General features: G+C 58.6%; 11 protein-coding genes and 2 pseudogenes. 7 read left to right on the top strand and 6 right to left on the bottom strand.

Annotated elements, in window-relative coordinates; translation table 11 throughout:
- Positions 1-860: 860 nt before the first annotated feature.
- The 5 genes from ABIA42_RS02215 (at position 861) to ABIA42_RS02195 (ending at position 7291) form a co-directional block, all read left to right on the top strand.
- Positions 861-1586: a nodulate formation efficiency C protein gene (locus ABIA42_RS02215; protein WP_224516888.1), complete on the top strand. Its 726-nt coding sequence runs from the start codon at positions 861-863 to the stop codon at positions 1584-1586.
- 554 nt (positions 1587-2140) lie between these two features.
- The gene (locus ABIA42_RS02210) at positions 2141-2491 is read left to right on the top strand and encodes a hypothetical protein (protein WP_145643067.1); all 351 of its coding nucleotides are present in this window, start codon (positions 2141-2143) and stop codon (positions 2489-2491) included.
- Positions 2492-2711: 220 nt separating this feature from the next.
- Positions 2712-3428 (top strand): thermonuclease family protein, encoded by a 717-nt coding sequence (locus ABIA42_RS02205; RefSeq protein ID WP_342291666.1) that lies wholly within the window; start codon positions 2712-2714, stop codon positions 3426-3428.
- An 8-nt stretch (positions 3429-3436) separates the two neighbouring features.
- Positions 3437-4180 carry a carbonic anhydrase gene (locus ABIA42_RS02200; RefSeq protein ID WP_028144320.1) on the top strand — a complete coding sequence of 248 codons (744 nt, stop codon included), beginning with the start codon at positions 3437-3439 and terminating at the stop codon, positions 4178-4180.
- Between the two features lie 1944 nt (positions 4181-6124).
- A complete protein-coding gene (locus tag ABIA42_RS02195) occupies positions 6125-7291 on the top strand; it encodes a flavin-dependent monooxygenase (protein ID WP_174719440.1) in 1167 nt (388 codons plus the stop codon).
- 1022 nt (positions 7292-8313) lie between these two features.
- Here the strand turns inward: ABIA42_RS02195 and ABIA42_RS02190 are convergent.
- The gene (locus ABIA42_RS02190) at positions 8314-8961 is read right to left on the bottom strand and encodes an FkbM family methyltransferase (protein WP_028144322.1); all 648 of its coding nucleotides are present in this window, start codon (positions 8959-8961) and stop codon (positions 8314-8316) included.
- Between the two features lie 949 nt (positions 8962-9910).
- On the opposite strand from ABIA42_RS02190, the gene ABIA42_RS02185 reads away from it, so the two are divergent.
- Positions 9911-10225, top strand: a complete 315-nt coding sequence (locus ABIA42_RS02185; RefSeq protein WP_011084856.1) for a co-chaperone GroES — start codon at positions 9911-9913, stop codon at positions 10223-10225.
- A gap of 82 nt (positions 10226-10307) precedes the next feature.
- The gene (gene groL / locus ABIA42_RS02180) at positions 10308-11948 is read left to right on the top strand and encodes a chaperonin GroEL (protein WP_011084855.1); all 1641 of its coding nucleotides are present in this window, start codon (positions 10308-10310) and stop codon (positions 11946-11948) included.
- A gap of 1239 nt (positions 11949-13187) precedes the next feature.
- Here the strand turns inward: groL and ABIA42_RS02175 are convergent.
- The 5 genes and pseudogenes from ABIA42_RS02175 to ltrA form a co-directional block, all read right to left on the bottom strand.
- Positions 13188-14084, bottom strand: a complete 897-nt coding sequence (locus ABIA42_RS02175; protein ID WP_095426903.1) for a YopT-type cysteine protease domain-containing protein — start codon at positions 14082-14084, stop codon at positions 13188-13190.
- A gap of 1011 nt (positions 14085-15095) precedes the next feature.
- Complete coding sequence (locus ABIA42_RS02170; RefSeq protein ID WP_014497793.1) at positions 15096-15257, bottom strand: hypothetical protein; 162 nt, start codon at positions 15255-15257, stop codon at positions 15096-15098.
- A 938-nt stretch (positions 15258-16195) separates the two neighbouring features.
- Positions 16196-17240, bottom strand: a pseudogene (locus ABIA42_RS02165) (IS110 family transposase).
- An 89-nt stretch (positions 17241-17329) separates the two neighbouring features.
- A pseudogene (locus ABIA42_RS02160) lies at positions 17330-18434 on the bottom strand (IS3 family transposase).
- Positions 18435-18610: 176 nt separating this feature from the next.
- Positions 18611-19855, bottom strand: coding sequence for a group II intron reverse transcriptase/maturase (gene ltrA, locus ABIA42_RS02155; protein WP_014497798.1), 1245 nt, complete (start codon positions 19853-19855; stop codon positions 18611-18613).
- Positions 19856-21081 lie beyond the last annotated feature (1226 nt).

Below are 21081 nucleotides of genomic sequence, written 5' to 3'. Positions count from 1 at the left end.
GATACCGGAATAGCATCCGGAGCTGCCTTGAGGCGGAGCCGCACGCTAGATCGATGAAAGGGACAGAAGCAGCCTTCCGGCGGGAGTACCGACGTTTCTATCAGAATGCTTTCGATGCGGCCTTGCGATTTCCAGAGTTTCGCCCAGCACCTCGGCTAGCCAGCTATTCTCTCAACTAAAGGATCTGCAGCGAATAGGCCAAGGCACGTGGCGGAATTTAGCAACATACGAGGCGAGGGGTTGATTTGCGTGCCACCCAGACTTCAAAGCCGGGATCAAGCCGGCTTGGTGCCGCTGGCAATCATGCAGCTCGAACGCCGGCGGCACGATAGCGAACCACACAGCTCAATAGCGGCAAACGCACTTCCGTCCATCAGGCATCCGGCATCGAGGCGTTCAACTCTTCTGCTAAATATCCGGTGCGGGACAAGGATGCACAAGCTGCGGCGGATACACTGAATAGGAACACCGAAAACGTGCAAAGGTCAGAAAGTCGACAAGAGCGACACAAACTCTGTGAAAATTTCCGCCTATTGCCTGGCACGAAGAATGCAGACCCTCGGCATGCCCAGTCTCCTCCTGCTGGGCAGGTCCAGCTCAGCCAACTGACGCAGTCGCTGTCGGGGAAGTTAGCTGCGCATGACATACAGGGAGCGCCTGATCGCGCGGGACAGCCAGCGGGTGCCACGTCGCATCCCGTAAACTTCTTGCGATGGCTCATAGCAGGTTCGAGGTTGCCTGCTTTACAAGATGTTTGGATGAAACGCGATAGGCCGAGGGTTATGAAGAGAATGTCTGGAAGACCCGCGCTATGGCTTTGCTTGGTCGGATTTTTAATCTGCCTCGCCTGGCCGGCTGCCATGAGCAATAATATTCGGGCCAGCGACAGCCCCCTTGTCGAACGATTGAAGTCAACTTGGCGAGCGCAAGATGGTGAGACGATAGAACAAATTATCTCCAATGTCTCGAAGGTGGCACAGTTCGTGCCTCAAATGTGGGGCGTTATTGAACTTGGCCAAAACGACTTTATTTTCGTTTCGTGGACCAGACACCGGGACAACAAATCGGACGAACAGTACGTTATCACCTGGAAGATCGCCCTCGACGGCACGTTTGAACTTGCGTCGACTTATGCGAAGCCGATGGAATTGGGCTGGCGCGCCCTGGCGCTCTCCCTGATCGCCAGTGAAGTCGCAGATGGCGAAAGGGACGCAAATCTTCGCTTTCTGCATGATCCGGCCAACTTCAACTTCGTGGCCACCCCGCAAGGCCGGCTCGGCGATCTTCTGCGGCAGGGCCGCTGTACTATCATTGAACCAGTTGGAGTGGACTACTTACCGAAGCGGAATGGCAAACCGGCCGAGACGGGTGACGTGTGGCGCGTTCTGCTCTTGGTGAATTGTAGTATCCAAGGACCACGTTATTTTGCACACAACGGGGTCATCACTTTCGAAAAGAGAGAAGGACAGGATTGGGAGCCACAATCCTCCTTTGCCAAGCGCATCGCGAAATTTGCCCCTGGCTCCTGGTTCCAACGCACCGAGCCAAATGAAGAGGAAGACTTAGGAGAGCGAAGGCCCGAGTAAACTGCCGCAGAGCAACATCGCGCCGCAGTTCCTCCATGGCCCAGTGCCTCGGACCGACTGCAAGACATACGCGCTCGGCACTTGCTTTGTTTTAGCTTCCGCAACGGTCCGGGTGCCTTTCTCGCAGCAGTCCGGCCCGTCGCAAGAAGGTCGGCCGCGCGATTGCGTTTGTTCCGCCTAGTGTCAGCGGCGCGCACGAGCTTGCGAGATGTGGTTTTCCCGCCTTCACTCCAGCCGGTGTGAGGACACCACTGTGCGTGAGTATAGCAACGTCGAAGGCACCAGGAACTGGGTGTGAGACGAAACCGGCGAGGAAGTTACCGGGAGACGTTCACCGGTAGCGACCCGGCATACCGCTGAGCGCTTGCGCATTTCCGAGCGCGCAGGCCGGGAAGCTCAGGGGCCGTACGCAAGAAAACGTCGAGGACCAGACTGGCTCGACCCTAGCTTAGCTGGCACCCATTCGTCTGCATGTCATCGATCCAGATTTCGAAGCATGGAAAACGCCTGTTTAACTCTGCTCCACCTGCCCAGGTCGACATCAACGATCAATCTTGCCGGGCGTAAGAAGGTTAAGTTATGCGCGGGCGTCTACCCTGAACTCCATTGCGTCTTCTTCTAAATCGGCCAGAGAAAGCCAGACCGATCTTTTTCACATCTTTTCGTGTGAAGTGCGAAATTTCATTGCAGAACCGTTGGCAGCGGCCATTTTGCCGATGGAAACCGTCGCCAACCAGACCAAGGTTGATGCTCCACGCCTGACTCCAGCGCGAGCCAGCGCTTCATCGTCGGCCACTTTTTTTTGCAAAGACAACGTTCCGGGGTTCGGGTTTGTTCAGCATCGCCAGTTCGGCGCCGCCCGCGAGGATCTCCCCTCAGGTGGAGAGAGTAAAGCGCGGTCCTAGTGAGAGAGCCGCTGATGCTCGAAGAATAGCGCCGCACGCCCCAAAGAAATCACTTGATCCTTACGCAGCGTCAGGCCGTAGGTTCGCGTTCCGGCGAAGCCCTCATAAAGCGCGTCGGAAATGCCGGCGGAATAACGGACGTAACGCTGTCAAGCAGTCGAATGTATCGGCACCGTGTCGTGCGTGAAACGTGGATCAGGAGCGAAAGGTTGTTGTCGGGATGAAGAACCGCGGAATTATGTTCGCATTGCTCGCTCTCGTCACATCTCCGGTCTGCGCCGCGACGTTCAGCGGTGCTCCGCGCATCCTCGACGGCAATACGATCGAGATCGACAAAACCAACGTTCGGCTCTCAGGCATCGAAGCTCCTGAGACGGACCAGATTTGTCTCGACGTCGAGGGCCGGAAATGGGCCTGCGGCGTAGCTGCTCGCGACGAGCTTATCAAGCATTCAAATGGGCGAACCTGGGATTGTCATACCCAGAGAGTCGATGAGTACAGACGAGCCCTCGGTAACTGCTTCATCGAAGGCGAGAATGTGAACGTCTGGATGGTACGCTCGGGCTGGGCACTATCGACTGCTCCATCTCACGCTGTCTATGAGTTGGCGGCAAGCACAGCCCATACGGGACTGTGGTCGGGAGCGTTCATCGCTCCCTGGGACTGGCCTCGCCGCAATAAGGGCACGATTATCGTCGGCGCGTGGTCGGTTCCGATCGACGCGCAGGAAGTACTGCTCGGATCCGTCCTGCTGTCGGAACCGCCGTCCCCCGAGTGCCTGATAAAAGGCACTGTCGAGCGCAGCGGCGAGCGGATCTATCACCTGCCAGGGCAAGCCAGCTACGAACTAATCGACATGACGAAGAAGCGTAGCGAACGCTGGTTTTGTAGCGAAGCGGAAGCCGAAGCCACCGGGTGGCGTAAGGCCGTGCGTTGAGGCGACACATGCATGCAGCCAATTCTCCAAATATGTACCATTTAACCAGGACCGCGCGTTCGCGCCGTTCGCTGTTGTTGTTTGCTGCGTCGACAGTTTTCCTGCGATTCGGCAATAAGATCGCCGATGCGAAGGAAGCAAAAAGCACGCCCAAGCCAGATAACCTGCTGTCGCCAGATGCTGCCCTGAAGCGGCTGCTGATGGGAAACGAACGTTATGTCCAGGGTGCATCACGAGCCGACGATCTTAGGCGCGAGCGTTCGGCTTTGGTCGAAGGCCAAAATCCATATGCGGCGGTTCTGAGCTGCGCCGACTCTCGCGTGGCGCCCGAATTTGTGTTCGACAGCGGGCTAGGTGATTTGTTTGTCTGCCGCGTCGCCGGCAACTTCGCTAATGATGATACACTCGCCAGTATGGAATATGCGGTCGCAGTACTGAACACGCCGCTAATCCTCGTACTAGGCCACGATCATTGCGGCGCGATAGACGCTACGATCAAGTCGCTCCATCAAGATAAGCCGCCGCCAGGGCACATTTCAGCCCTGGTGACCGCACTTGCTCCCGCCGTGAACGCATCTCTAGGGCAGGCCGGCGATACATCCGCCCGCGCAACCCGAAACAATGTGATCGACAATGTCAACAAACTCAGATCGACGGGCCCTATTCTGAAGGCTGCAGTCGAGCAGAACCGGCTGAAAGTCGTCGGGGCCCTGTATCGGATCGACAACGGTAAGGTCGATATTGTCAGCTGACACTAGCACATTCACACCCGAGGCAAATCATCTGCCGTGCGATACGGCCCTTCCGCTCCGCTGTTTGGTCCATCGTCTGCGACAAATGCCCCGGATACCATCCGCTCCACAATAAATGATCAACTCGGGAAGTGCTTCGGTATGCGTGGCGTCTTGATTCTGCTCATGTTCTACGTACTCATGCTAGCAACACGCGGCGAGCATCAAAAAACGCACCTAACGCGTCCGACAGCGTTCATGCCTCCATATTGAGTTGCAAACCCAATAGCGTGGTTCCGGCAGCAGATCGCGATAAAGCGCATTGCCTGGCTGTGAACTCCAGAGCCGGCGACGATCCTGAGATCTTCTGGCTCCGATCGAGCACGCCATGAATGGTGTTGCTTTATCACCAAGCTCAGCCAGGGCTGCAGATCACATAGAACAACCAGCAGGACTGGCCGCCCGGTCTGTAAACGAACATGCCACCCGCGCCAGTAGGCCAGCCGCATCCATCATTCGTTAGATAGTCTCGTTCGCCGCCAAGGGACCCGGCCCGCAATGATGATGCCGTTGAAAGCATGGTTGTTTTCACCACGATCTCGCATGCACTGCCTGATATTGCGCACAATCGCACGACCCGCCCACTTGCACAATTTACTATCCGTCCTCCATAACGAGGTCGATACGAGACGAAACTGGCAGCTTGCAGATTGCATAGTGTGTACGCGAAGCCCATCAGGTTGTTAGTTGCTGCGGACACAGTAAATTGTGCCAGATTTGTCAGCCCAGGCGAATACCAGAACAATGATTCAAGTGTTGCGCACCGTCTGCCAGCCAGAAATCATCTGGCAACCGATCGACTTGGCAAGCAAGCTCTTCAACCACGGCGTCGCTCAGTAGGAAACAGAAGACTAGCTTCAGAACGTGGATCCCTCATCAGTTGCAACGCTCGTAGTGCGGGCATGCTGCGCGAATTTGGCAAGCTCGGCCAAAATCGGAAGCATTGGAAAACCGCCGAAGATGGAGGCGCCGGCGGCTGCAAAAGGGGTCGACAGGTCAGAATTCTGCCCGAATTTCTTGAGTCCTGTAGGACAGAAGGTAGACAGCTCGTGTGCTGCAACGAGCCTCCTAAGCTCCCCGGGGCCTCTTCGAAGCGCCTTGTCTTTGCTTGCATGAGCCGGGTACTCTTGCAGTCACCTCGAACAGATTTGATCGCGTAATTCAGCGTCTTGAGCTCCGTGCGTTTGCTGAACACCAGCTGTCTGGAGGTCCGCTTCTAACCAGGCGCTCACCCGCAGTCGCACGAACGGCTATTGGGCTGTTGGTGGCATCGGGAGATCGGAGCGGGTGCTAATTTTGGCATTAACGTTGAATCTGGCCGGTCGGCGAACGAGGTCCGCTTCTGTCGTTTTGCTTGCGGTTTGTTGAGTCAATGACATTGGCGGAAAGTATACACGAAATTCACGAGCATGTGCTGGCACCGCGCGGCGGAATGATCTCGCGAGATTCGGACAAGGCCGGCAGACATGCTTAATGGCACGCCGATTGCTGGAACGATGAAAACTAAGTCGCAGGCTTGAGCGCTCTCCCGAGCATAACTCAGGAACTCCACACTTGGTTCGACCCGGCTTGTCCGACGTGTGAGCACACGTCCATGGAGAGGACATGACATCGCATGCCCCGATCAACCGCCGGAGACCCAGTCCGGCAACGACGGCCGATATCGCGCCGCCGCCTACCGGCTGTTTTGCCGGCCAGCCTCCATGCAACGGCAACAGCTCCATCTCAGTCTAGCTTCCCGGCCCGTAAATTGGGAAGCTACCGTGCGCAATCACATGCAAGCGATATCAACTGCGACAACTCTGAGAATGTCCTCCCGCCGGTATGGTATCACCCAGTTTCGCCCCGTGCGCAGTCCATGAATGACGCGCGACCATGATCGGCACAAGACGCGGAGGACGATTTATGAACGCTTCACCCGAAAAGCAATGTCCCGAATCCCACACCGCGGCTGCGACCTGGGATAATCTGTCGCCGCTACTTGTCGAGATCCGTGCGCGTCGCAACGAGTTTGGCCCCGCGCAGGAAATTCCAAAAGAGATCATCGACGGCTTCAGGCGCATCGGCATCTATCGGGCTATGGTCGCGAAGCGATTCGGCGGCGAGGAGCGAACACCAGCCGAATTTTGCCGCCAGATCGAGCGCATCTCCCAGGCCGACGGATCCGCCGGTTGGGTCGCCAGCTTCGGGGATGGAGCTCGCTACCTCGCTGCTCTTCCGGACGACACGCTTCGAAAAGTGTACGCCAATGGACCTGACGTCGTATTGGCGGGTGCGCTCTTCCCGCTCCAGCCCGCCAGGCGATGCGCCGACGGATTTGTCGTGAACGGCGTGTGGCCATTCGCTAGCGGCTCGCCCGGGGCGGATTTGATAGGAGTTGGTATAACACTGGAAGACGATCCGGCCGGAGACCTCCCGCGTGTAGCGGTGATTCCGGCAGAGAAGGTTACAATCCGGCCCAATTGGGACGTCATCGGACTGCGAGGCACCGGAAGCCACGACGTTGTCGTCAGCGACGTCATTGTGCCAGAGCAATGGACCTTGATCCGCGGCGGTCCGGTGACACTTGATGGGCCGATCTATCGTTATCCGTCCGTCGCTTTCGCTGCGCAAGCGCATGCGATCGTCGGCATCGGGATTGCGCGAGCCGCAATAGACGAGGTGATCGCCATGGCCGGAAGCCGCGCCTCGATCACTGGAGCGCCCGTGATGGCTCAGCGCGGCTATGTCCAACTTGAAATCGCCAAAGCCGAATCCATGCTACGTTCCGCTCGTTCCTTCTTTTACGAGGCCACGGAAGAGCTGTGGAAGCAAGCGCTCACGGGCGAGGTAAATCTGAGCACCACGATGCAAGTGCGGCTCGCCGCGACGAACGCCGCGCGGCAGGGCGCTGAGGTCTGCAGGATCTCGAGCGGTCTTGCTGGAACTGAGGCGCTCTATACCAGCAGCAATCTAGCACGCGCCATGTGCGACAGCTTCGTGGTTGCCCAGCACGCAGCTTTAAACGAGGGAACGCTTCAGAGTGCTGGCCTCGCCCTGCTCGGAACTGCAATACAGCCCGGCTTTCCATGAAGTAAGGGGATCAGGCGCGGGCAACAGGCCACGCGAATGGATTACCGGACCGGCGTCATGATGTGGTCTGCTGCTGAGGACGTGGCGACCTTGTTTCAATGTGAACAAAGACACTACTGGGCTCTCCCTCCTTCAAAACGAAACCTCGTATCCTGGACCATTCGTTCGTCATCCAAACACGGCGATGTTTTTTGAGCCTCTACGCCCCTGCCCGATCATTGACGTGCCGAGCGGGATCTACCTGAATTTCTGCGCAACGGCTCGCGGTTCAACCGACGAACTTTCCAAATCACCGAGCGACGGGGCTCGACTCTCGCGGGCTGTGCCGCCTGGGCGCACGGTGCAGCACTGCACGGCGCAATATCCTGGCACTCGACCTTGCCGCTTATCGATGCGGCACGCCGACACTGGCAAGGGCAGTACGACATTGATGTGAAGCGTACCGTGCACCTCCATCGGAATGATGGATCAATCTGGCTCTTGGCCGCTGCTGGCGGATCGGCATCGACGGCGCGGAAGAGACGCTGCGGCCGCATGAGATCGCGCATCGCCTAACCGGCCATCTTCCGGCTGAAGAGACCCATGTCAGCCCTCCAATACAGCCAGCCCTCTGCCGTTGGGATGGAGTGACATTAGCAAGCTAGACCCGGTTTGGGGCGCGCCGACGAGGCCGCGCGATGGATTGGCGTGATCGGCAGTAGATCCTGGCGACTGCCGGTAGAGCGGAACCGACGAAGCGGCGTCATGAATGTGCGAACGCCTTGCTGCTACATCGGCTGTCCGATCGCCACGGCAGCGCCACGGCGCCACGGCCTTAGCTCCTCAGGATCGGATGGACCCGCTGACTGCCATGGCGCTGGCCGCACCCTACGGACCGGCTGGCGCTCACGCCGGCCCGAAACCGCACACCAATCGGGCTAACGATAGCCGCCCGCCTTGACGATCACCGTTGTGCGGGTGCGGCCATCACAGAGTCCGTTGATCAGGCGCGGCATGAATGAGACGCTAGATATGAGTAGCTGCTAGACACGCGTATTCCTGAGCAATACATCACCTTCCACTGCGCGCGGATAGTGAGCCGCCACTTCAAATGATGGCAATAAGCTAAGAATGGCTTGCAGGCTCAACTGCCCTTCGTAGAGCTCGCGATCACTATATTCGGTGTAGATAAAGCGCGTGTTGCTCAAGGTCCGCATACCGCCGGCGATAACGTCGGCTTCGGCTCCCTGAACGTCCATCCAGATGAAATCGACTCCGTCCAATTTGGCTTCGCTGCACCAGTCGTCAAGCCGCCGTGTTTCAACCGAGACAGGCCGATCAAACCGGACCCAATCATACTCGGTAAGATGATTCTTTGGGCGGCGTATTGAACCGGACAGGTCCCAATCTTTCGCATCCCCATCTGCATTACTCGGATGGAAGTCGATCGTCCCGTTTCGGTCACTGATGGCAATTTCTAGCAGCTTCACCTTATTGAGGGATGGACCGAGCTTCTTCTTGAAGCGCGCGATCGCTCGGGGGTCCGGCTCAAAGCAGTAAAGCTCGGGTTGCGGGCACAGCTCGAGGAACTTTTGCGTATCAGTCCCATCATTGCAGCCAATATCCAGGATGACCGGATTCGGCTTCTGCAGAAGTGAGACGATGTGCTGATGTACTTCTACGGACGACACAGATGCTCTTCCATGGTGCGCGGAGATCGGATGAATTTTGACTTGGAAGTCGATCACACGCCGGAAGCAGCTGCACAACGTATATCAAGGTATATTGCTCTTAAATCCGCCAATCCCTTCGATCCTCGACAGCTGTTTGGATGCCATCGACATCAAAAGGAGGGAGTCTATCGAGCACCTCGCGATGCAATTCTCGACCCTATCGCCGGAAAATGCGGCCTCAGTGAGTCAGATCGCCGTCTTGGCTTTTTGCCAGCCGAAAGAACGCCTTGGTTCAAGCGCCACCTGCCGGATATGATTTATGGCACGTGCCGAGCAGAGTGGCCCCTCGTGCATAGCAACAGCCCCTCATCTCGATGACAATTGCGCAAAAATGCGCGCTCTCGGCTCATGGCCGCCATCTCAGATAGTAGCTCCCGGCACTCTCTTCCTCGGAAACGCAGGCGAGGAACGCAACCGTGAAAGCACAGCGGTACGCGATGTCCGGCGCAATCAAGCTTTCGCGGCGCGTGCAAATTTCTTCAAGTGCTGCCGGCACGATGACCAGGGTGAATTCAATAGGGTTTGAGCGCCGCCGCTGGACACCGCTTGTGGACCGCACGCTTTGTCCGCCACAGCTGCTAGATGGTGCCGTCAGGCGATCACGTGCAATGCCGGCACCGCCGCCAACACGCGCAGTCTTTCGAACTGTCCAACGGCCCCCGGAGCAGCGTTGAAGTGTTCCCGGGATCAAAGCAGTATTCGAAGAAACGCAATGTCATTTTCACGACAGCGGGCGGGCTGGTGCACCTCTACGCGTTTGCTTCTGGACAACACACGCGCAGCCGCTGAATGCTTCAGCGGAACTGGAAGGGCAGATCGCTTAGCGCATTTCTGGCCTGACTCTTGCTACGGGCTGCTTGTCACATTGTGCTTAACTCCAACTTGTTCAGACGCTCAGGAGACCTCTATGAAATTCCGTCCGCTTCACGACCGCGTCGTGGTCAAGCGTATCGACGCAGAAGAGAAGACCGCCGGCGGCATCATCATCCCCGACACAGCCAAAGAAAAGCCATCGCAGGGCGAAGTCATTGCAGTTGGCCCGGGCGGCCACGATGATAGCGGCAAGCTAATTCCGATCGACATCGAAGTCGGTGATCGCGTGCTGTTTGGCAAGTGGTCCGGCACCGAGGTCAAGATCGATGGGCAAGACCTGTTGATTATGAAGGAGAGCGACGTGATGGGTGTTCTCACCGATGTCTTCTCCAAGAAGAAAGCCGCCTAATTCACAGCAAAGCTCACCCCTCCTGAGGAGAGCCCATCGGGCGCGCCAAAGGATGACTTAATAGGGACTGAAGGAATTTTCTATGTCAGCCAAAGAAGTGAAGTTCGGAGTAAACGCGCGGGACCGTATGCTGCGCGGTGTCGACATTCTCGCCAACGCCGTGCAGGTCACGCTCGGTCCGAAAGGCCGCAACGTCGTGCTCGACAAGTCGTTCGGCGCACCTCGAATTACCAAGGACGGCGTTGCCGTCGCCAAGGAGATCGAGCTCGACGACAAGTTCGAGAACATGGGTGCCCAGATGGTGCGTGAGGTCGCTTCGAAGGCTGCGGATGCTGCTGGCGACGGTACCACCACCGCGACCGTCCTGGCCGCTGCGATTGTGCGAGAAGGCGCCAAGTCGGTTGCCGCCGGCATGAACCCGATGGACCTCAAGCGCGGTATCGACCTTGCGGTCGAGGCTGTGGTTGCGGACCTTCAGAAGAACTCCAAGAAGGTCACCTCGAACGACGAGATCGCCCAGGTCGGCGCAATTTCGGCAAACGGCGACCAGGAGATCGGCAAGTTCCTCGCCGACGCGGTGAAGAAGGTCGGCAACGAGGGTGTCATCACCGTCGAGGAAGCCAAGTCGCTCGAGACCGAGCTTGACGTCGTCGAGGGCATGCAGTTCGACCGCGGCTACATCTCGCCCTACTTCGTCACCAACGCCGACAAGATGCGCGTTGAGATGGACGACGCCTACATCCTCATCAACGAGAAGAAGCTCTCCTCGCTGAACGAGCTGCTGCCGCTGCTCGAGGCCGTGGTGCAGACCGGCAAGCCGCTGGTCATCGTCGCCGAGGACGTCGAAGGCGAAGCGCTTGCGACCCTGGTCGTGAACCGTCTGCGCGGTGGTCTGAAGGTCGCGGCCGTCAAGGCTCCGGGCTTCGGCGATCGCCGCAAGGCCATGCTGCAGGACATCGCGATCCTGACCGGCGGCCAGGCGATCTCGGAAGATCTCGGCATCAAGCTCGAGAACGTCACGCTCAACATGCTCGGCCGCGCCAAGAAGGTGATGATCGACAAGGAGAACACCACGATCGTCAACGGCGCCGGCAAGAAGGCCGACATCGAGGCGCGCGTGGCCCAGATCAAGGCGCAGATCGAGGAGACCACCTCGGACTACGACCGTGAGAAGCTCCAGGAGCGTCTCGCCAAGCTCGCAGGCGGCGTCGCGGTGATCCGCGTCGGCGGCGCGACCGAGGTCGAGGTGAAGGAGCGCAAGGATCGCGTTGATGACGCGATGCATGCGACCCGCGCGGCGGTCGAGGAAGGCATCGTCCCGGGCGGCGGCGTCGCCCTGCTCCGTGCTTCCGAGCAGCTCAAGGGTCTGCGCACCGAGAACGACGACCAGAAGACCGGCGTCGAGATTGTGCGTAAGGCGCTGTCCTGGCCGGCCCGCCAGATCGCGATCAACGCCGGCGAGGACGGTTCGATCGTGGTCGGCAAGGTCCTCGACAACGAGCAGTACTCTTTTGGTTTCGACGCCCAGACAGGCGAGTACAGCAACCTCGTTTCCAAGGGTATCATTGACCCGGCCAAGGTCGTGCGCATCGCGGTCCAGAACGCCTCTTCGGTGGCCGGGCTGCTGATCACGACGGAAGCGATGGTTGCCGAGCTGCCGAAGAAGGCTACGGCTGGTCCAGCAATGCCTGCGGCCCCCGGCATGGGCGGTATGGACTTCTGATCGGCCTCCTTAAATTCTCGATGGCATGCAAAACCCTGGCGATAATGTCAGGGTTTTTTGCAGCGAGCGGTCTGTAGCCTGCCAGTCGACGAAGAATACAGCCCATGGGCCTATCGGCCTATCCATGTGCGCGGCGGCAGGCCCCGGCTCAACTTGCTTGTGACCGTTCCTTGGCGGCGACAGGACCGCGTCCGGCACGACGCGCTGAGGGGATGGAATGTGTCTATGCTAACGATATTTTACGTTGGTCGTCCACTAGGCAGATGGCTGGGTGCTAGGCAGCAGGGCATGAACCCGCGCAGGCGCTCTCGCCGGATGCATGCCGTCGGGTTCGTCAGCTTTTGGACAGCTATTCGGTGTACAATGACTCTTGAAGTTAGCGGCGCGTGGTAGGGACAGCGCTCGCCCCGAGTATGCGTGGGGATTTCGGCGCCGAGTCACGCTCCTGCTAACTTCAACCAGTCGCGCATGCGCGGCAGAGACAGCGTCTGATCCATCCACCCGACCAGCGCCCCCGCTGCTTCCCGCGTAATCGGATCCACGCTACCGGGCGCCGGTCATCCGAATTAGCTAAATACCCCCCATGCGAGCGCTCCGCGCAGGAACTCCTCGTCCAAACTTCGCGATGTCACTCGCACTATTCGGCACTTTAATCCGTGAAAGAGTGCTCCAGCTCGGCGCACAATTCCATTGAGAAGCTTGGAACAACACAGCGCTGCAATATCACTGAGTCAGATCGCGGATGAGGTCCTCACCGAAGCCGTCAATCAAGTCCAGGGACGAGAGAAGGCGGATTGTCGCGGAGCTCGTGGCGAGCGATGACTGGCTTTGAGGCGCCGGTGCGACGGCAAGCCGATGCCCCCGGCAGCAGCTATTTGGTTGGTGAGCTCACTATAAAAGCGGCTGGCGGTGATTCCGAAGCAGATCGGCTCCAGCTAGTGCCGACTCTGTGGATGCTTGGTTGCCGACCGGCCCCCTGAGCGCGATTGGGCGTCGGGTAACGCAACCCTACGAGGAGGTTAGCCTAACGGGCCGCCGGTCCGGCCTGAGAGGAAGCGCAGGCGATTGCTCTGACACGCGATGGCGCGGGGCTCACAAACCTCAGTGACCGGCGAACCTATGTCGCTAAACATTCCCCTCTCTGCACTACTTCCAGAGAACTTCCATCGAGAGCATCGATTGAACATCCACAGAAACCGCGGCGGGTGAAACAAGGCGGGCGATGCGGCTGCCTCGTGTCTACCGATGAGGTTCCGCGCGCGGGAATAGGGCAAGGTCCGTTGCATTGGGATGCCCATACCTGATCCTTTGTGTGACGACCGCCGAAATATCACGTTTGTTCAGGGTGCTATAGCGCTCGGCAAGACTCTTAAACAACCCTCCGACCCGATCTGACGGAACAGTAAATTCGCCATAGTTAGGATCAGAGAGGATCGTCGTTCCATTCGACGTTGCCGTTGCAATCGTGTGGGTGCTGGCGCCAGGTTGGACGAATTTCAAGCTGACCAAATGGACGGATGGATCCTGCGCAAGCTCGTTTACGATCTTGTCGATGCACGAAGATGTACCAAACCTATATCGCGTCTCTTCAGCAGATGGTTCTAGGCCGGCGTCACGCAAGATTGTGCTTTTTGCCTGGAAATTGTGAGACCCTTCCGCCTTATCCTCTTTCAATTGAGTCTTAAGCTTTTCAGACTGTTCCTGCCGTCTTGCCGCCGAGCGGTGATTTTCCGTGCCCGGGAGCAGAACCCCCATTCGGGAGGAAGCGCTGCTTGGGAGATCAAGGAGCCACTCCGCGGCCAATCCAACACAGATTCCACTGACATTGGCTTGGGGCAATTCCGCCGTCCTGTAATCGAACAGAGGACGGACAGGGCTAGTGGCAACGGATAACTCGGAGCTGGAGGACAGAGAGGATGTGCTGAGGCCCGAGGTGTTTGAACTATCATCGATTGCATCTGAGGTATGCGGCTTGCTGAAGCAGAGCCCCATTCTATCGAACAATTCGCCGGGCGCCAGGCTCTCCAGCCGCGCGATTTCGGTGAGTGTTTGGGCACATTCGCTACCGTCTGCGGGCCAACTCGATTCCTCAGCTTGCTCAGTATGTGCGTATTCGCCATCGACTCGATTATACATGCTGGTTCACCGGCTTCTTCCGCGTGCGTCTCCTCAGAGGGCGCGCTGCTCACATCTTGCCTGCGACCGATATCGCGGCAAACTGACGAGGAGCTGGCCACCACACAAGCTTAGGGAAGCTATCGCCGTCATGGCAAATTGGCTGTGCGACAGTCCCAGCTTCCGGGCGCTGCTGCAGGTGTGAGGCGGTGGCCGACCAGCTAGTGACTCTTGCACAGTGAAAGAGGTCGCGCTCGTGTAATTTCAGCTTCAGTCAGGATGATGGCTGCGTTAGACGATGCCTTCACCAAACCAGGCTCGGTCGTGGGCTTGAGATCGATCTCACCCTCATCGTGCCGCGCCGCCCGGCGCCCAAAACTTCGCCTCCAAAGAGCGCGCAATTCGCGCCCCCAGTTCGCCCCGTGATCGGCTATCAGCGAGCGAGATGCTGTTGTTCGCTCTGAGGCTGCTCCTGTTTGACAGCGGCATTTCATCTCAGCCCGCCTTGCACGCCGCAACGGCCGAGCGAGCCTGACATACACCCGCTTGTGACATCTCATCGGGACGCCGAACCGGTGCTTGTGCACCCGCTCGGCCTCACCTTGTGCTCGGATATTGTAAACTCAGTCCGTCATGCTGTCGCGCTCATCCGCGCGAACAACGTTGCCGCATCTGAGGGACTCAATCCAACGACGCCTACGAAGCTCGGAGACGGCATCGGAATGTCTCGATAAATGGGTCTCCACAAATGAAGGCAATATCGGCTGTTATTCACATAACGCGAATGTGGCGGATGCAGTTGCATGACGCACTCTTCTTCATCCCAGAACATGTCTTTGACAAAGCACATCTCCTCCCAGTTTGGACAACGCCGCGGTGTCGAAACAGCGACATGCTCCCACCCAGGACGGACAAATGCACTTATCTTTAGTTCACACCCGCAAGGCCCCTGCACAAAGAAGAGACCGCAAGGGCCTGATCCCGGAGCAGTCGCGAACCGGCCATGCTGCACCCGGCCCGCCTCCAGCTTGTCTACCACCTGCGCTCGCACGCCCGCTCCTTTGCCTCTCGGATAGCCCTGAACTCTACGTAGAGGACGTTGTCGCGCAACAAGTCAACCTCCGCGATTCTCGGCCCAGCTTTCCTGAACCACTCTACAACGCACCATCCGCAAAAGCGGTAGATGTCTATCATCACTCACGCTCCTCTAGTTATGCCTCTGGTGCTCGAATTGCGCTCGGTGCCGCCGGTTGCCTGAGGACGGGCGGCGGCACGATCTGTACGTTGAGTTAGGCGACCCGCCGATCGAATCTTCCCGCTACTTATGTAAGTCCGCCATTGAGCCTCTCCGCGGCGAAGCAGTCTTGATCGGTGCCAGGCATTCACTGCTCATCGCCGGCAGAGCGCACATCACGCTTGAGCATGCGAAGTCGGCGGCTCTTGAGGCCTCATCTCGTCTTCAATGAATTGTCCCTCATCATGCCATGCTCTCCTATTGGCGGCGGAATCCAGACTTCATGATGCTCGCAGTTGCCGCACCAGATAGCTCCGGGCGACATTGCTGCTTCTGCGGGAGTGTACTTGATCCCTTGCGGCCTTCTCGCAAAGGCTGAACAGTCCTAATGCGTCAATTATGTGAAAACCATTCAGTTTTATGGCGTCCAAATCGGCTCGTACATAGCCGCAGACGTCTGGAATGCACTTCTTAGCTGGCACATCCAGCGGACCGCTGCGACCTCGATCGTCAGCTAACGGTCAGGAACAATGATTAACCGATCTCATTGGCTGCCACTGCAAATATCGCTCGATTTATAGGCCTCACTAAGATGCGGCCCTTAACGCGTTGGCTACGTGACCTTGCCCCCATATGTGGAACGGCCCGCGAGGCAAGAGCTTTTTCAGTCGATTTCACACATTGGAACGGTGCGGTCATATGTCCGGCCTTTGCGCGCGGCACAATATGGCCGCTGGCCTCGATGAGATCCGCGGAACGAGGAGCTAAATCAAGTTTACGCGCTTGAGCGCATTGGGGGCAGTAGCTTCACTCGTTTCGGGATTTCGTCCCATGGGTTCATCGCCTGTTGTTGCACCTCGCCCTCTGCCGGCCTGCGCCGGTCAGATCGTTTTGGCGGTCACTGCGTCACCGCGGCAATCGCCAATGGGTCGGGACGCCGATAAATTTCACCCTTGTCCAGGAGCGCCCAGATGATCCGCGCCGTCTTATTGGCCTGCGCGACGGCGGCAACCTTGAAGGGGCGTCTGGCGAGAAGCGCCTTCAGCCACGGCCGCGCCCGAACGTCGTTTCGGACAAGCCGCAAGACGGCCGTTGCCCCGACAACGAGGAGAGAGCGGAGTTCTGGATTTCCCATCTTCGATATTCGTCCCAACCGCTCTTTGCCTCCGCTTGAATGAGGCCGCGGCGTCAATCCCAGCCAGGCGGCAAAGTGGCGAGCCGACTTGAACCCGCCGGGATCCGGCACAAGCGCTTTGATGGTCGCCGCCGTAATGGCGCCGACGCCAGGGATCGTGGTCAACCGACGCATGTCCTCGTCGTGCTTGGCCTCCGCGACGATTGCGCGCTCGAGCCTCTCGATCTGGTCGGCTGAAGCTTCAATCTCGTCGGCAATAGCCATCAGCGCGAAGCGCGCTGCTGCGGGCAGGCGTGCATCTGTCTCATCCCGTATGATTGCGACCAGCGCCTCAACCTTTGCCAGGCCGGCGGTGGCGATGATCCCCAATTCTGCCAGATGCGCGCGCAACGCGTTGACCGATTGCGTTCGCTGCCGCACTAGAAGAGCGCGGGGTCTTCAGCACCATCGCGGCAGCCTGTTGCTCAGCCGTCTTAATCGGCACGAAGCGCATGGTCTTTCGGGTCACCGCTTCGCTGATGGCCTCAGCGTCCGCCGCATCCGTCTTGCCACGCTTGACGAAGGGTTTGACATAAGCCGGCGGAATGAGCCGGACCTCATGACCGAGAGCTGCGATCTCGCGCGCCCAATAGTGGGCGCTACCGCATGCTTCCATCCCCACCAGGCATGCTGGCAGCTTCTCAAAGAAACGCAGAACTTCGCTGCGCCGTAGCTTCCGGTTGAACACGGGTGAGCCCTCGGCATCCGCCCCGTGAACCTGGAAAACGTGCTTGGCCAGATCCAGCCCGATGGTGATAACCTGTTTCACGGAACGGTCCCTCCTTTGTGGCGTTCGAACAACGACCACGTTCTAGCACTTTGATGCTGTTGGAGCGGACCGTTCCACCACATCAAGTTTTATCCGGTCCTGAGTTCGCCCCGGCTGTTGGATTTGCTCGGTTGGGCGGTGGCAGCGGCGGGAGCTGGCGCGGAGCCATCGGCATAGCGCAGCGCCAGATCCCGTCGCGGGTTGCAGGTGAAGGCAAACTCCGATGGTGTTTTCCATCCGAGTTGCGAGTGAGGTCGCGTATCGTTGTAGTCGGCCCGCCAATGTCCGAGTTCGACGCGGGCCTGGGCCAGCGACGTGAACAGCGTCTCGTTCAACAATTCGTCTCGGAGACAGCCATTGAAGCTTTCGATGAAGGCATTCTGCGTCGGCTTGCGGGGCGCGATGTAATGCCAGTCGACACGGCTCTGGTCGGCCCATGTCAGGATGGCGTTGCTGGTCAATTCGATGCCGTTGTCGCTGACCACCATTTTGGGCTTGCCGCGCTCAATCATCAGCCGGTCCAGCTCCCGCGCCACCCGGGAGCCCGACAGTGAGGTGTCGGCCACCAACGCCAGGCATTCGCGCGTGCACTCGTCGACCACGGTCAGGATGCGGAAGCGGCGGCCATCGGTGAGCTGGTCCGAGACGAAGTCGAGCGACCAGCGGTCATTCGGCGCTATCGGCACCACCATCGGCGCCCTGGTCCCGAGCGCCCGCTTGCGGCCACCACGGCGACGGACCGCGAGCCTCTCTTCCCGGTAGAGCCGGAACAGTTTCTTGTGGTTGACCAGATAGCCCTCCCGCCTGAGCAGAACATGCAGGCGCCGATAGCCGAAGCGACGGCGCACCTCGGCAATCGCTCTCATGCGTTGGCGTAGGGCCGCGTCGTCCGCCCGGGTCGTCCGATATCTGATGGTCATGCGGCAACAGCCGATGGCTTTACACGCCCGCCGTTCGCTCATCCCGTGGGCGTCCACGATCGGCCAAAAGCCGCTTCAGCCGCGTGTTCTCATCCTCCAGCGTCCTCAGCCGCTTGGCCTCCGAGACCTCCATCCCGCCAAACTTGGCTTTCCATTTGTAGATGCTGGCATCGCTGACGCCGTGCTTCCGGCACAGATCGGCAACCGACACGCCAGCTTCGTGCTCCTTCAAAATCCCGATGATCTGCTCTTCCGTAAAGCGGCTGCGCTTCATGCTCTGGTCCTCATATCGGCCAGAGCGAACTTCAATCTGGATTAAGTCCACGGGGCAAGGTCATACGGCATGACGCTCGCGAGGCGCTCACCTTTTGCTGTCGAGTAGGCCGAGGGAGTTTCACCCTCGGCCGCTCACAGATCCGGACGTGATACTCTCGCATCATCCGGCTCCTGTTATCCAACCGTAGCCCGTCCAAGCTTTTGCCAATGGACAAAGAGCTTTGGATTTTGCTTCGCCATCTCGTTGAGTTTCCGCAACGACCGTCCCCGATGGCCCTTCAGTTGCTTGTACTTGCACCGAAGCCACGCGCCGAGGCGCTCATCGAAGTACTCATAGAGCCTACGCAGTTCCGTCGGGTAGAATCGCCCGTAGTATTGATCCCAGCCCCGAAGGACGGGGCTGAGACTACGCGCGATGTCTTCAAGCGGAAGCGGCGAGTGCTGAGGCAAGCGCCATCCTCGAATGCGAGCCCTCATCTCCTTGAGAGAGTTCGGACTCACGCCCGGAAGGAAGCAGGTGAAGATCCTGCCCCACCGGTTCTTCGCCATACGGGGGCGGAAGCTAAAGCCCAGGAAGTCAAAATGGATCTGCGGGTAGGACCGCCGTCGATTGCTGTCAGCGCAGTAGACCACTTTAGTCTTCTCCGGATGCAGCAATAAATGGCAGTCAGCAAACCGTCGTTCCAGCGCCGATTTGAGTTCCTCCGCTTCCTGCCGCGTGCGGCAATGGCAGATGATGTCGTCGGCGTAGCGTTCGAACGGAATGTGGGGATAAGACCCCTTCATCCAAACATCGAACACGTAGTGCAGGAACAAGTTTGCCAGGATTGGACTGACCACACCCCCTTGAGACCTGCCTGTCGTCCTCGCCCGAACCGATCCATCGGGCATCTCGACCGGAGCCTTAAGCCACCGCTCAATGTAGAGCCGGATCCAGTCAGCTTTCGTGTGTCGATAGACCGCGCGCATCAAGAGTTCATGATCGATCGTGTCGAAAAAGCTCTTGATGTCGAGATCTACGACCCAGTCGTGCTGCCAGCACCGCTTACGCGCCTGCTCTATGGCCTGATGGGCCGATTTTCCGGGCCTGTAGCCGTAGGAGTCCGGATCAAATTCTCCATCCAACACCGGCTCCAGACACCGTTTGACCACCATCTGGGCGATACGGTCCGCGACCGTCGGTATGCCAAGAGGACGAATCCCACCGCCGGCCTTAGGAATCTCGACCCGCCGCACTGGTGGCGGGAAGTAACTTCCTGACACCAACCGATTCCACAGCCGGTAGCGGTGGTTCTCAAGATCGCCGGCAAAGTCTTCGAGACTCTGGCCATCGACGCCCGCCGCCTTTCCCTTCTTCACAAGCTTATAGGCTTCCCACACCATCCGCTTGGTGATGGGCAACGGTTTGCCGGAGTTCACCGTGCTCCTCCCGGTCTTCCCGGTTGGCGCAGTGACGCCGGCAGGATAACGCAACCCCTTTGCTCCACGGCCATTACAGCCGCTTCCTCACTATTACGGGTTGCTCCGCCCCTGACGCATTGCGTCAGGTTCCGACGTTCCGTGTTGAAGCCTGTGACGAGATCATGCCGCCTATGCACCGGCTGCCGCGTGGGCCGTAAACAGGCTCCGCCCACACTCCTCCGAGCGCTACTACCCCACGCCCGTCTTGACAGCATCTTGAACCCATTTCGATACGTCATCGGCGGTTCGCTTGCACTCATCTTCTTGTCACTTACCTGACGGTTTCATTCACCGCCTTTTTCCTCATCGCTCACCACCGCGCCTTTTGAACGCGGCAGCATGAGGTGGTTTGAAGCCTGCCCCTGAAGGCCGGCTCCGGGAGGCCAAACTCCCATCTTCAACACAGCATCACCGGCGTCGCCGCCGGTGTTCGTTGCACACGGTAATGCGGGTTTTGTTTCCGACAGGAATGTCGCGACTCCGACGTCGCGCAGCGGCTCCGTTTGACCAACCCATCAAATGAAAGGCGCTGCCGACAGTTCTACCTTCTGGCATGTAGCTTGCTGCGTGGGCCGAACGCGACCTTGCCGTTCCGAAGATACACGAGCAATCAATCGGCCGAGTGGTCGCGACGCAACGAACATCGTTTCTCCTACCGCCCTATGAAGAGAGGACTGCTAGCTTATGAGTGATAGGAGGCATGCAAAGCTTGGCATATTTCTGTTGGCCGGCGCTCAGCGCAATGAGACGTACATTCGCGCGCAACAAAGCCCCCAATGATCAAGCATTTCGGCGCCGATCGTCCCTCCTTGCAACCGCAGAGAAGGTGGAACTGGGAGCTCCTCGTCGCACTTCTCATAAATGCGGTGCTTTGGGCTGGAATCTACTTGGTCATCACAGCCTTCTTCTGACAGCCTCCCGTGCATGGCGACCGCGCGAGGCTTCTAGGGCCTATCGCATGCTGCAGCCGCCACGGCTGCGAATAACCTGATGCCGGCGCGCAATTCGCGCTGCGACCTGGATTTAGAGTGCGCTGTTCCGGCGACCGCAATAGGAATTCCGACGCATAACCCAGATGTCTGAAATGAAAGACACTGATATGCCGTTGCGGCCGCGGCTAAGTGCCAAAAATGACCAGTAGCAGCTCGACGTACCGCGCAGGTGGCATCCGGGCTTCCTCGTTA

Origin of the sequence: Bradyrhizobium sp. USDA 327 (assembly GCF_041262065.1) — a bacterium.
In the GTDB taxonomy this organism is placed as follows: Bacteria; Pseudomonadota; Alphaproteobacteria; order Rhizobiales; family Xanthobacteraceae; genus Bradyrhizobium; species Bradyrhizobium liaoningense.
The sequence above is the reverse complement of the archived record's forward strand: the minus strand, read 5'-3'. Positions and strand labels throughout refer to the sequence as shown.

Bases quoted from the DNA above. Each gene is read 5' to 3' on its own strand.
- ABIA42_RS02215 (WP_224516888.1), top strand. From the start codon at position 861: ATGAGCAATAATATTCGGGCCAGCGACAGCCCCCTTGTCGAACGATTG.
- ABIA42_RS02205 (WP_342291666.1), top strand. From the start codon at position 2,712: ATGAAGAACCGCGGAATTATGTTCGCATTGCTCGCTCTCGTCACATCT.
- ABIA42_RS02200 (WP_028144320.1), top strand. From the start codon at position 3,437: ATGCATGCAGCCAATTCTCCAAATATGTACCATTTAACCAGGACCGCG.
- ABIA42_RS02195 (WP_174719440.1), top strand. From the start codon at position 6,125: ATGAACGCTTCACCCGAAAAGCAATGTCCCGAATCCCACACCGCGGCT.
- ABIA42_RS02185 (WP_011084856.1), top strand. From the start codon at position 9,911: ATGAAATTCCGTCCGCTTCACGACCGCGTCGTGGTCAAGCGTATCGAC.
- groL (WP_011084855.1), top strand. From the start codon at position 10,308: ATGTCAGCCAAAGAAGTGAAGTTCGGAGTAAACGCGCGGGACCGTATG.
- ABIA42_RS02175 (WP_095426903.1), bottom strand. From the start codon at position 14,084: ATGTATAATCGAGTCGATGGCGAATACGCACATACTGAGCAAGCTGAG.
- ABIA42_RS02170 (WP_014497793.1), bottom strand. From the start codon at position 15,257: ATGATAGACATCTACCGCTTTTGCGGATGGTGCGTTGTAGAGTGGTTC.